Here is a 12887-nt window from a genome sequence, read left to right on the forward strand (position 1 = left end):
CGGATGGTCACCCTCGCCGAGGTCGCCCAGCACGCCGGAGTCTCGGCGAGCACGGTGAGCTATGTCCTCAGCGGCAAGCGGTCCATCTCCACCACCACCCGGCAGCGGGTCGAGGAGAGCATCCGGAAGCTCGGCTACCACCCGAACGCCGGTGCCCGCGCACTGGCCAGCAGCAGGTCGAACATCATCGCCCTCATGATCCCGCTGCGCACCGACATGTACGTACCGGTGATGATGGAGATCGCCATCGCGGTCGCGGCCGGTGCGCGCACCCACGGGTACGACATCCTGCTGCTCACCGGCGAGGAGGGCCCCGACGCGGTGCGCCGGGTCACCGGCAGCGGGCTCGCCGACGCGATGATCCTCATGGACGTCGAGCTCGACGACGAGCGGCTCCCCCTGCTGCGAGGCACCGACCAGCCGTCCGTCCTGATCGGACTCCCCGCCGACACGGAGGGCCTCACCTGCGTCGACTTGGACTTCCGGGCGACCGGCGCGCTGTGCGTGGAGCACCTGGCGCAGCTGGGGCACCGCGACATCGCCGTCATAGGCGAGGCCGCCGCCGTCTACGAACGGCACACCGGATTCGCCGAGCGCACCCTCGACGGGCTGCGCACCCGCGCCCGCGAGCTGGGTCTGCGGCTGCTGCACCGGCCCTGCGAGGGCGGGTACGACGCGATGGCCGCGACGTTGGCCCGCGTCTTCGACGAACGCCCGGACACCACGGGGTTCGTCGTCCAGAACGAGGCGGCCGTCGAGCCGCTGCTCGCCCTGCTGCGCCAGCAGGGGCGGGCCGTGCCGGAGGACGTGTCGGTGGTCGCGGTCTGCCCCGAGCAGGTCGCCACCCAGGCCTCGGTGCGGCTCACCTCGGTCGCGGTGCCCGCGCAGGAGATGGGGCGGCGGGCCGTGGAACAGCTGGTCGCCAAGCTCGACGGCCGGGGCAGCGACGAGGTCGTGCTGCTCGCGCCGGAGCTGACCGTCCGGGCCAGCTCCGGACCGGCACCCGTCGGGCCCTAGGGGTGTGAATTGCCGAGCGCGGGGGCCGGTCCCGGGACCGGCCCCCGCGCCGTGGCGCGCGGGTGCCGTGGTCAGCCGCCGCTGACCGTCAGGTTGTTGGTGCGGAAGTCGAGGCCGCCGGCGGACGAGGTGATCTCGTAGCCGAACTGCACGTCGCCGATGGTCTCGTTGCCCATCCAGCCCTTGGTGTCCTTGATCCATTTCAGGATCGGGAGGATGTTCACGGTGCCGGAGTTCGAGTCCGAGGTGCGCAGGAACGAGAAGACCTCGTTGGCACCGTTGTTCCCCTTGTAGACGTCCCAGGTGTGGCCGCCGAGGCTGACGGACCCCTGCGAGGTGCCGAGGGGGCCGACGGCGCCGTTGTGGTTGACCCAGAGCATGATCTCGTAGTCGTAGTCCGTGTCCCAGATGTCGTACGAGGTGTTGTACGCGCCGGACGACGGAACCGTGACGTTGTAGCTGCTGGTGAGCGCGGAGAGGGAGGTGATCGGCTTGTTGATCACCTTCTTGGCGTTCGGGTAGGACTTGATGCCACCGGTGTTCGGGTGGTCGGCCCAGACGCCCCAGTTGGTACCGGAGTTGGCCCAGACGCACTGGCTGCCTGCGCCGGATCCCCAGATGTTGTTGTAGAGGGTGTAGCCGTTCAGGCTCGTGTTGCCCCACTGGTCGCAGGAGTTCCAGACGGCGGCCTGGGCGGGGGCGGCGGCGAGTCCGACGGTGGCGCCGAGCGCGAGGGCCGGGGCGAGGAGGGCGGTCAGGGTGCGCGTGCGGGCGCGGGTACGGGTGGGGCGCGTGCGTGGTGCCATGGCGTTTCCTTCCATGGGTGAGGGGACGTGCGCTGGTGCTACCGCGCCGGGACGCTGATGACGCGGTCCTCCCCGGCGGTGAGGTCGAGCGGTTCGGCGCCGGAGGGGGTCCGGAGTTCGATGCGGCGGGTGCGGGCGGGGCGCAGGACGGCCGTCGCGCCGCCGTCGGGCCTCCAGGTGAGGTCGAGTACGGCACCGAACCGGGTGCGTACGCCCCTGAGTTCGCCCTGCGGGCAGGAGGCGGGGAGCGCCGGGAGCAGGACCAGCCGGCCGGGGGTGGACTGCACGAGCATCTCGACGAGCACGGCGGGCAGGGCGTGCGCGGCGTCCGCGTTGTAGACGTCGCGGCGGGGGTAGTGCGCGCTCATCAGGGACGCGTGGAAGTAGTCGCCGCCGAGCACCTGCCCCAGCGCGTGCCCGACCCCGGCTCCGTCCCGGAGGCGGGCCGCGACCAGGGCGTGGTGGAGGTGGCCGTGGGCGGAGTCGTTCTCGGCGCCGCGCAGGGTCAGTGCGCGGTGGGCCGCCCGGGCGAGGCCGGGGGTGTCGTACGGGTTGATCTCGTCCAGCGGCCAGACGCCGTAGAGGTGGCTGAGGTGGCGGTGGTCGTAGGTGTCCGCCAGGCCGGGCCACGCCCACTCCGCGAGGGCGCCGTCGGCGTTGACCCGGTGCGCCGGGAGGCGGTCGGCGAGGGCGCGCCAGCGGTCGGCGTGCTCGGGGTGGCGGTCGGCGGCGGTCAGCAGGGCGTGCCGGGCGGCGGAGAGGTCCATGGCCGCGTTCAGGGCGCCCCAACTCGCGCCCGCGGGACGGTTCTCGGGCGAGTAGGAGGGGACGACGACCAGGTGGCCGTGCTCGTCGGCGCGGTGGAGGAAGTCCTCGTAGAAGAGCGCGACTTCGGCCAGGGCGGCGGTGGTGCGCGGATCGTGGACACCTCGGGTCTCGTCGTGGTCGACGAGGGGCTTGAGCAGCCAGTCGGCGCCCGCGGTCCACAGGTGCAGCGGGTACTCGCGGCTGAAGTGGTACGTGTGGCCGCACTCGCCGTCGGTGTGCGAGGGCGCGACCACACCCCGGGCGCCGAAGATCTCGCGGGCGTTGTCCCGCCAGTCGGGCAGTTGCCGGTGGACCAGCGCGGCGTGGGCCTCGGTGACCTCGGGGAGGGCGGCGGCCGCGGCGGAGGCGGTCTGGAGGTTGAGGTTGGCGTTGGTGGTGAAGGCGCCGGACCAGGCGGTGTTCCAGTCGCCGGTCCACAGGCCGGTGAGGCGGGGCGGGAGCAGGCCGCTCGCCGACAGCAGGTGGTAGCGGCCGGCGGCGAAGAGCCGCTCCAGCAGGGCGGGGCCGCCGGGCCGGGCGAGCAGTGCCGAGCCGGGCAGGGCGCGTTCGGCGGGGTCGGCGGCGAGGTCGAGGGTGACTCGGTCGTACGCGGTGCGGTGCCTGGTCAGGTGCCGGGCGAGGAGGTCGTCGTACGGTGCCGCGTACGGGGCGCCGTCCAGCAGGTCGCGCAGGGCGCGGCTCTCGACGACCGTGTCCAGCTCGCCGGTGTGGCGGCGCACCCGGGTGAGGAGCAGCACCTCGGTGGCGCCCTCGACGAGGACGCCCGGCGGGGCCAGCTTCACGGTGCCGCCGGTGACGGCGGCGAGGGTGACGCCGGTGTAGGCGAGGTCGCTGCCGGGGTAGCGGGCGCGCAGGGTGAGCAGGGCGCCCTCGGGGGCGAGGACGGCGCCGTGGCCGATGCGGAGTCCGGCGGGGGCGCCGGGCAGGCGGGGGTCGAGGGAGAGGTAGAGGGCGAGGTGCGGGGCGGTGACGCGCTGGACGATCACGTCGTCGGCGCGGGAGACGAAGACGCGGCTGGTCCAGTCGCCGCGGGTGGCCGTGGTCTCGCCGGTGGTGAAGTCGACGGCGCGGTGGTAGGGGGCGCGGGTGCCGTGGGTGTCGTCCTCCGGTGGCCGGTTCAGGCGCAGTTGGAAGGCCGGGTGGAAGGGGCGCACCCACTGCAGCGGACGGCCGTCGGTGAAGTCCTCGGCGGCGGTGGCGTCCCCGGCCAGCAGCCGGTCCTGGAGGGCGCCGAGTCCGGCGGCGAGCGCGGGCGGGCGGCGGTGTCCGTCGTCCCCGTCGGGGCGGACGAGGGTGTGGTGGGTGACGATCACCCGGTCGGCGTCCGGATCGCCGGACACGAGGACGCCGTGGTGGCCGTTGCCGCTCAGGAAGGCGTCCTCCCAGCGGGCGGCGGGTTCCGGCTCCCAGGTGCCGTGGACGGGCGTGGCGCTCATGGCTTCAGCACCGCCGCGCCGTAGCGGCCGAGGGTGATCCGGTCGGTTGCCGTCGTCCGCGTCAGCAGGTCGTGGTGGGTGCCCGGGAGGTCGACGGTGACCGGTTCGCGGCCGTGGTTGAGCAGGAACAGCAGGTCACCGCGCCGGACCGCCTCGACGCCGTCCGGCAGCCCGTCGAGCACCGGCCGGACGCCCGCGTCGGCGGCGGCGCGAGCCAGCAGCGCGCGCAGCCGGTCCGGCTCGGGGAGCGTGGAGAGGTACCAGGCGCGGCCCTTGCGCAGGACGGCCGGCAGTCCGTCGAGTTCCCCGCCCCGGTAGGCGATCGTCTCGTCCGCGGTGCCGTCGGGCTCGAGTTCCTCGGACCACAGGGTGCCGCGCAGGCCGCCCTCGCACTCGGCTTCCTCGCCCGGCCGGAGCGGCCACCACTCGTGCAGGGTGCGGATGCCGAACAGCTCGCGCAGCCGGACGTCCATGGCACCGGGCCGTATCCGGTCGTCCTGGTCGGCGACACCGGTCAGGAAGCCGCAGACGAGGGTGGCGCCGCCACGCACGTGGGCGACGAGGTTGTCGACGGCCGCGTCGGTGAGGAGGTAGAGCTGCGGGACGACCACGAGCCGGTAGCCGGTCAGGTCGTGGTCGGGGCGGGCGAAGTCGGTGGTGAGACCGGCCTGCCAGAGCGCGCGGTGCCAGGCCCTCAGGACGTCCGGGTAGTCGAACTCGCGGGAGGGCCGGGCCTCCTGGTCGCCCGCCCACCAGGAGTGCCAGTCGTGCAGGACGGCCACCTCGGCGGCGACCGCGCCGCCGGTGACGTGCGGGGCGATCCGGGCCAGGTCCGCGCCGAGCCGCTCGACCTCCTGGTAGGTACGCCCCCGCTCCCCCGCGTGGGAGACCATCCCGGAGTGGAACTTCTCGGCGCCCTGCCGCGACTGGCGCCACTGGAAGTAGCAGACGGCGTCCGCGCCGCGGGCCACCGCCTGGAGCGACCAGAGGCGGTTGAGGCCGCGCGGCTTGGGGTGGTTCACGCCCCGCCAGTTGACGGCGCCGGCCGCCTGCTCCATGAGCATCCACGGGCCGCGGGCCTGGGAGCGGGTCATGTCCTGGACCAGGGCACCCTCCTGGGCGCCGAACGGGTCGCGCGGGTCGGGATAGAGGTCGACGGAGACGACGTCCTCCTCCTCGGCCCAGCGCCAGGCGTCCTGGCCGGACCACAGCGGCATGAAGTTGGTGGTGACCGGGATGTGCGGGGTGTGGCGGCGGACGATGTCGCGCTCGGCGGTGTAACACTCCAGGAGCATGTCGGAGGTGAAGCGCCGGAAGTCCAGCACCTGGCTGGGGTTCCTCAGGTAGTGGGCGCGGCGGGGCGGGGCGACCTCGGCCCAGTCGCCGTAGCCCTGGCTCCAGAAGGCGGTGCCCCAGGCGGTGTTGAGGGCGTCGAGGGTGCGGTAGCGGTCCTGGAGCCAGCGGCGGAAGCGGGTGGCGGCCTCGTCGCCGTGGTCGTAGGTGCAGTACTCGTTGTTGATGTGCCACAGGGTGAGCGCGGGATGGCCCCCGTACCGCGCGGCCAGTGCCTCGGTGATGGCGGCGGCGTGTCGGCGGTAGACGGTGCTGGAGTGCGAGAAGTGCTGCCGGCCGCCCCACCACTCGGTGCGGCCGTCGGCGTCGCGGGGCAGGGTGTCGGGGTGCAGGTGCCCCAGCCAGGGCGGGGGCGAAGCGGTGGGGGTGGCGAGGACGACGCCGATACCGGCCTCGTGCAGCAGGTCCATGAGCCGGTCCAGCCAGCCGAAGTCGTGGACGCCCGGGCGTGGTTCGAGCTTCGACCAGGAGAAGACGCCGAGCGTGACGGAGTTGACGCCGGCTGCCTTCATCAGGCGTACGTCCTCGGGCCAGGTCTCCTCGGGCCACTGCTCGGGGTTGTAGTCGCCGCCGAAGAGGATGCGCCGGCGGGTGGCGTCGGACAGGTCCGGCATCAGCCCTTCACCGCCCCGGTGAGCATGCCCTTCCTGAAGTGGCGCTGGACGAAGGGCGACAGGACGGCCACCGGCAGCAGGGCCATGACCATCACGGCCATCTGCACGGCCAGTCCGGACAGTTCACCGGTCTTGATCGCCTGGCCGAGGCCGACCGGTGCCTCCTGCTTCTGCACCAGCTGGATCATGACGTTCTGCAGGGGCAGCATGTCCTGGTCGTTCAGGTAGAGGGAGGCGTTGAACCAGGCGCTCCAGTAGCCGACGGCGTAGAAGAGGGTGATCACCGCGACGACCGCGCGGGACAGCGGCAGGACGATCCGCCACAGGATGCGCAGGTCCCCGGCGCCGTCGATGCGGGCGCTGTCGATCAGTTCCTGGGAGATGCCCATGAAGAAGCCGCGCAGCACCAGGATGTTGAAGACGCTGATCGCGCTGGGCAGGATCAGCGCGAGGTAGCTGTCGGTCAGGCCCAGGGACTGCACCAGCAGATAGGTGGGGATGAGACCGGCGCTGAAGAACATCGTGGCGAGCAGCACCATGAGGATCCAGCGGTGTCCCAGCGAGCCGCTGCGGGAGAGCCCGTAGGCGCACAGCACGGACACCGCCATGGAGAACAGGGTGCCGACGAGTGTGACGCCGATGCTGACGAGGGCGGCGCGGGTGACCTGGCCGCCGCTGAGCAGCTCCTGGTAGGCGACGAAGGTGATGTCCTTGGGGATCATCACCAGGCCGCCCGCCTCGTCGATGGACCTGCGGCTGGAGAGGCTGGTGACGACGACGATCCACAGCGGGAAGAGGATGCCCAGGCAGGCCAGGAGCAGCACGAGTCCCTTGCCGGCGAGTCCGGCCCGGCTGGGCCTCTCCTCCCACACGGGGCGGGGCGGGGCCGCCCACGGGCGGGGCCGGCGGGCGGGTGTGCCGCTCGCGGCGGTCGTGTCCCGTACGGCTGTCGCTTCGGGTACGGCGGTCACTTCTTGTACACCCCCTGCTCGCCCATGAGGTGGGCCACCTTGTTGGCCACCAGCACCAGGCCGAGGCTGATGACGCCCTTGACGAGCCCCGCGGCGGCCGCGTAGCCGAAGTCCTGGTTGCGCACGCCGTTCCACCACACGAAGGTGTCGAGGACCTCGGCCGCGCCCGGTCCCACGGCGTCGCGTTGCAGCAGGATCTGTTCGAAGCCCACCGTCAGGGCGTCCCCGACGCGCAGCACCAGCAGCAGGGCGATCACCGGACGCAGCGCGGGCAGCGTGACGTGCCACATGCGGCGCCAGCGGTTCGCGCCGTCCATCGCGGCGGCCTCGTACAGGTCGGGACTGACCGAGGCGAGGGCGGCGAGGAAGACGATGATCCCCCAGCCTGCGTCCTTCCACACGCTCTGCGCGGTGACCAGGAACTTGAAGGTGTCCGGGTCGGTCATGACGCTCAGCCCGTCGTACCCGTGGTCGCGCAGCAGCTGGGACAGCAGCCCGGCGCCGCCGAGCAGCTGCTGGAAGACGGCGATGACCAGCACCCAGGAGAAGAAGTGCGGCAGGTAGAGGATGGCCTGCGAGATCGCCCGCACCCGGGGCCTGACCACGCTGTTGATGAGCAGCGCGAGGGCGATGGGGATCGGGAAGTACAGCACGAGCTGGAGCGCGAAGAGCACGAGCGTGTTGCGCACCGAGTTCCAGAAGGCGGAGTCCTCGAAGATCCGCTGGAAGTTCTCCAGGCCCACCCAGGGGCTGTGCAGGATGGAGACGACCCCGTTGTCGCTGAGGTAGGGGTCGTACTCCTGGAAGGCGACGACGTTGCCGAGGATCGGCACGTAGTTGAAGAGCAGTACCAGCAGCACGGCCGGCAGTGTCATCAGCAGCAGTACGCGGTCGCGGCGGAACCGCAGCCGCAGGCTCGGCTTCCCCGGCTGCCGCTTCCCGCCGTCGGGGCCGGTGGCGTCGCCGGACGCCACCGGGGTCTTCTTCGTCGCATCGGCCTCGGCCCTGGTCCGAGGCACCGTGCTGTGGGACACGGTGGTTCTCCTTGCCTCGGTACCCGGTCAGCCGGCCGCCGGACCGTTCTCGTCGAGGATCTTCTGGTACCAGTCGCGCAGCTTGTCCCCGCCCTTGTTCTTCCAGTCGGAGACGGCCTGCTGCATGTCGCCGATCTTCTTGCGGCCGCGGACGATGTCGTCCTCCAGCTGCTCGAAGTCGTTGGAGAGGTTGGTGTAGCGGGCGGGCTCGACGATCTGCATGCCGTAGAACGTGGGCTTCCTGGTGACGGCGCCCGTCCGCTGCTGCCACTCGACCTGCCCCTTGGCGACCTCGGGGAAGTCCGGGTGGGCGATGGTCGCCGCGGGGCTCGCCACCATCACGTAGGCGTTCATCACGTCGATGTTGCCCTGGTCGGTCTTGGTGGGCACGCCGTCCTTGACGGTGTAGTGGGTGCCCTCGACGCCGTAGTTGGTGGCCATGTACTCCTTGGTCCCGTACGGCGCCGCGGTGACGTTGGCGAGGGCCAGCACGTCGCGGATCACGGACTTGGACGCCTTCTTGTTGACGAAGGCGAAGATGCTGGCCGGGTTCTGCGCCCACAGGGTGGGCGCGCCGCCGTCGTGCCCGAAGAAGTCCATGCCCCAGATCCTGAACTCGGGGTTCTGGGTGGCCTGTTCCGCGGTGCGGCTCCACCACTGGGAGATGTCCTGGTTGTAGACGAGGAACTCGCCGGCGGCGAACTTGGGCCCGGGGTCGGCGGCGTTGGACTTGCCGAGCTTGGCGTCGGGGTGCACGACCCCGGCGGCGAACAGCTTGCGCGTCCACTCCAGCGCCTCGAGGTACTCGTCCGTCTCGGCGCGGTAGACCAGCTTGCCGTCGACCTGGTTCCAGCCGAGCGACTTCTCGTTGCCGGAGAGCACACCGAAGGCGTTGAAGGCGGTCCACTTCATGTCCAGGCAGGCCCAGCGCTTGGCCCTGGCGTTGGTGGCGTCCTTGGCCAGCGCCATGAACTCGTCGCAGGAACGGGGGACTTCGTAGCCCTCCTTCTCGAAGACGTCCTGCCGGTACAGCGGCACGATGCCGGACACGTACGAGGACGGCATCGGCAGGCCGAGCAGCTTGCCGCCGAAGATGGACCGCTGCCAGGCGTCGGTGGGGATCGCGGCGAGGTTCGGGTACTCCTTGACCGCGTCGCCGGACAGGTAGGGGCCGAGGTCGGCGAACTTGCCGATGATGGCGCTGGGTATCTTGCCGGTCATGTTCCAGCCGGGCACGACCACGACGTCGGGCACCTCGCTGGAGGCGAGGACCGCGCCGAGCTTCTGGTCGTAGGTGTTGCCGTCCTGGTTCTGCCAGACCACGTCGACGCCGACGAGGTCGTTCATCGCCTTGTAGTAGGCGTTGTCCTCCTTGGGCGGGGACCCCCAGAACGGCGACATGACGGTGACCCGGCCGCCCTTGCCGAGCTTCTTGGGCACCGAGGTCTTCAGGTCCGCGAGGTCGAGCTTGCTCGTGAAGCCGACCGCGGAGCCGTTCTTGCTCGGGATGTCGGGCGTGACCACGCTCGCCGCCACGTAGGCCGGCAGCAGCTTCTCGGCGTCCTTGCCCGACGTGGTGCCGTCGCGCGAGCCTCCCTCGGAACCGCCGCAGGCGGAGAGCAGCGGCACCCCTCCCGCCACGGCCGCGGTGGCGACCGCCGTGGAGGCGAGGAAACTTCTCCGGCTGGGACCGGAGGCGGCGTTCGGCGTCATGTGCGTCAACCCTTCGTGCCTTCGTGGCACACCAAAACACCCGACGGTGGCCGTCGGCTGCGGTGTCGTGAGGGAACTGAACTCGGCTTGTGTCGAAGCGCTTCGATGTTGCAGCGAGGTTAAGTTAACCCCCCGGGGCACACAAGGGTCGTTCCCAAGATTGGTGCGCGTCTTGACACCCACCCGGCGCTGCACGGAGCATCGAAGCGCTTCGACGTCCTGCCCGCTCCATCCCAAGGGGACCCTCACGTGTCCGCACCCACGCCGCCGTTCCGTGATCCGCAACTGCCGTTCGCGAAGCGCGTCGACGACCTGATGTCGCGGCTCACGCTCGACGAGAAGACCGCCTTCCTGCACCAGTTCGCGCCCGCGGTCGAGCGGCTCGGCATCGCCGCCTTCCGCACCGGCCAGGAGGCGCTGCACGGCGTGGCCTGGATGGGCCCGGCGACCGTGTTCCCGCAGGCCGTGGGCCTGGGCGCCACCTGGAACGAGGAGCTGGTGCGGCGGGTCGGCGAGGCGGTGTCCAAGGAGGCCAGGGCGATGCGCGCGCGGGACGACCGCGTCGGTCTCAACGTCTGGTCCCCGACCGTGAACCTGCTGCGCCACCCGCTGTGGGGCCGCAACGAGGAGGGCTACTCCGAGGACCCGAGGCTCACCTCCGCCGTCGCCACCGCCTACACCCGGGGCCTGCGCGGCGACCACCCGGCGTACTGGCGCACCGCGCCCGTCCTCAAGCACTGGCTGGCCCACAACAACGAGACCGACCGGGACACCTCCTCGTCCTCCGTCCGTCCGCGGGTCCTCCACGAGTACGACCTGCGGGCCTTCCGCGCCACGGTCGAGGCGGGCGCCGTGGCCGGGGTGATGCCGGCCTACAACCTGGTCAACGGCCGCCCCAACCACCTCTCCCCGTACCTCGGCCGGCACCTGCGCACCTGGGCGCGGGAGGATCTCCTGGTCTGCTCGGACGCCGGCGCGCCCTCCAACCTGGTCGACTCGGAGCACTACTTCGACACCCACGAGGAGGCGACCGCCGCCGCGCTGCGGGCCGGGGTGGACAGCTTCACCGACCACGGGACGGACTCCTCGAAGATCGTCGCCCGCGTCCGGGGCGCCCTGGACGCGGGCCTGCTGACGGAGGCGGAGGTGGACGCGGCCGTGCGCCGTCAGCTGTCGGTCCGCTTCCGGCTGGGCGAGTTCGACCCGGAGCACGACCCGTACGCGGGCGCGGCGGACGCCGCCGCGGACTTCGACACGCCGGAGCACCGGGCGCTCGCGCGGGAGGCGGCGGAGCAGGCGGTGGTCCTGCTCAGGAACGACGGGGTGCTGCCGCTGGCCCCCGAGACCCGGGTCGCCGTCGTCGGACTGCTCGCCGACGAGTGCAAGCTCGACTGGTACAGCGGCACGCTGATCCACCGCTCCACCCCGCTGGAGGGCCTGTACGAGCGGTTCGGCGCCGATCGCGTGAGCTTCGCGGAGGGCGTGGACCGGGTCCGGCTGCGCACGGCCGACGGCAGGTTCCTGCACGTCCTCCCGGCCGACGACGCCCCCGCCGGGGCACCCGGCGCGGAGGGCGCCCTGGACCCGGCCCTGCTCGCCGGCCGCACCGACCTGCTGCCCCTGACCACCGACGCCGTCGGCACCGAACTGGCGCTGATCGACTGGGGCGAGGGCGTGCTCACGCTGCGCGCGCCCGACGGCCGGTACCTGTCCGTCGCCGAGGACGGCTTCGTGCGCGCCTCCGCGGACCAGCCCGGGGGCTGGATCGTGCAGGAGACCTTCCGGCTGGAGCCCCATGACGACGGTCACCTCCTGAGGCACGTGGGAACGGGTCGTCCCGTCCAGGTCGCCGCCGACGGCGTGAAGGTTGCCGCGCCGGACGCCGGGGACACGGAGGCCGAGGTCTTCGAACTGGTCGTCGTCGAGCGCGGCGAGGACGCGGTGACGCGGGTGGCGGCGGGGGCGGACGTGGTCGTCGTGGTGGCGGGCAACGACCCGCACATCAACGGCCGGGAGACCGAGGACCGTACGACGCTGCGGCTGCCCGCGCAGCAGGAACGGCTGCTGCGCGCGGCCCGCGCCGCCAACCCGGCGACCGTGCTGGCGCTGGTGTCCGCCTATCCGTACGCGGTCGGCGTCGACACGCTCCCGGCGGTGCTGTGGACCGCGCACGGCGGGCAGGCGGCCGGCACCGCGCTGGCCCGGGTCCTCGCCGGGGACGTCTCCCCCGCGGGCCGGCTCCCGCAGACCTGGTACGCCGACGACGCCGACCTGCCCGACCTGCTCGACTACGACGTGATCGGCGGCCGCCAGACCTACCTGTACTTCGAGGGGACACCGCTGTTCCCCTTCGGGCACGGCCTGTCCTACGCGTCGTTCGGGTACGGGGACCTGTCGGCTCAGGTGCGGGACGGGGCGGTGACCGTGTCCTTCACGGTCACCAACACCGGGGAGGTCTCCGCCGACGAGGTGGCCCAGCTCTACGTCCGTGCCGAGGCCCCGTCGGTCCCGCGCCCGCGCCGCGAACTGCTGGCCCACCGCCGGCTCACCCTGGCCCCGGGGGCGTCGGACCGGGTCTCCTTCGAGGTCCCGCTGTCCGCCCTCGCGTTCTGGGACGTCGCGCACGACCGGTGGCGGCTGGAGCCGGGCCCGTACGCGCTGCTGGTGGGTGCCTCCAGCGAGGACGTGCGCCTGTCGACGACCGTCACGATCGACGGCGAGCCCGCCGTGCCGCGCCCGGTCGGCGCACGGGGCGTGGCGGCGGTCGACTTCGACGAGCAGAGCGGCACGGAGATCGTCGACCGGACGAGGGCGGCGGGCGACGCGCTGACGGCGGTCGCCGGGCGTACGGGCGAACTGCTCTACCGGGACTGCGACTTCGGTGCCGGGGTGAGCGCGCTGACCGTGTCGGTCGCGGGTGCGGGAGCGGTCGAGGTCGCCCTCGACGGGGGCCCGTGGACGGTGACGCTGTCACCCAACGCCCCGACCGCGGGGCCGTACGACTACGTGGAGCTGGAGAGCGCCTTCGCCGCCGAGGGCGTCCACGATCTCCGCATCAGGCTGCGCGGCTCGTTGCGGCTCGCGCACGTCGGCTTCTCCGGTTGAGGGTCCGGAG

At 72.2% G+C, this 12887-nt stretch carries 8 protein-coding genes; 2 read left to right on the top strand and 6 right to left on the bottom strand.

Features of this window, described 5'->3' with window-relative positions; translation table 11 throughout:
- Positions 1-3 precede the first annotated feature (3 nt).
- Positions 4-1017, top strand: coding sequence for a LacI family DNA-binding transcriptional regulator (locus tag Sru02f_RS29590; protein ID WP_109035946.1), 1014 nt, complete (start codon positions 4-6; stop codon positions 1015-1017).
- Between the two features lie 71 nt (positions 1018-1088).
- Here the strand turns inward: Sru02f_RS29590 and Sru02f_RS29595 are convergent, their stop codons facing one another.
- The 6 genes from Sru02f_RS29595 to Sru02f_RS29620 are packed head-to-tail and all read right to left on the bottom strand — an operon-like array spanning position 1089 to position 9772.
- Positions 1089-1823 (bottom strand): glycoside hydrolase family 12 protein, encoded by a 735-nt coding sequence (locus Sru02f_RS29595; protein ID WP_109035948.1) that lies wholly within the window; start codon positions 1821-1823, stop codon positions 1089-1091.
- Positions 1824-1861: 38 nt separating this feature from the next.
- A complete protein-coding gene (locus Sru02f_RS29600; protein WP_109035950.1) occupies positions 1862-4087 on the bottom strand; it encodes a glycosyl hydrolase family 95 catalytic domain-containing protein in 2226 nt (741 codons plus the stop codon).
- The gene (locus Sru02f_RS29605) at positions 4084-6054 is read right to left on the bottom strand and encodes a beta-galactosidase (RefSeq protein WP_109035952.1); all 1971 of its coding nucleotides are present in this window, start codon (positions 6052-6054) and stop codon (positions 4084-4086) included. Before Sru02f_RS29605 ends, Sru02f_RS29600 begins: the two co-directional genes overlap by 4 nt.
- Complete coding sequence (locus Sru02f_RS29610; RefSeq protein WP_109035954.1) at positions 6054-7025, bottom strand: carbohydrate ABC transporter permease; 972 nt, start codon at positions 7023-7025, stop codon at positions 6054-6056. Before Sru02f_RS29610 ends, Sru02f_RS29605 begins: the two co-directional genes overlap by 1 nt.
- Positions 7022-8059, bottom strand: coding sequence for an ABC transporter permease (locus tag Sru02f_RS29615; protein WP_109035956.1), 1038 nt, complete (start codon positions 8057-8059; stop codon positions 7022-7024). Before Sru02f_RS29615 ends, Sru02f_RS29610 begins: the two co-directional genes overlap by 4 nt.
- 27 nt (positions 8060-8086) lie before the next feature.
- The gene (locus tag Sru02f_RS29620) at positions 8087-9772 is read right to left on the bottom strand and encodes an extracellular solute-binding protein (protein ID WP_109035958.1); all 1686 of its coding nucleotides are present in this window, start codon (positions 9770-9772) and stop codon (positions 8087-8089) included.
- 249 nt (positions 9773-10021) lie between these two features.
- Here Sru02f_RS29620 and Sru02f_RS29625 point away from each other — a divergent pair, with 249 nt between their 5' ends.
- Complete coding sequence (locus Sru02f_RS29625) at positions 10022-12877, top strand: glycoside hydrolase family 3 C-terminal domain-containing protein (protein ID WP_109035960.1); 2856 nt, start codon at positions 10022-10024, stop codon at positions 12875-12877.
- The last annotated feature ends 10 nt before the right edge of the window (positions 12878-12887 follow it).

It is taken from the genome of Streptomyces rubrogriseus, from assembly GCF_027947575.1.
Classification (GTDB): domain Bacteria; phylum Actinomycetota; class Actinomycetes; order Streptomycetales; family Streptomycetaceae; genus Streptomyces; species Streptomyces rubrogriseus.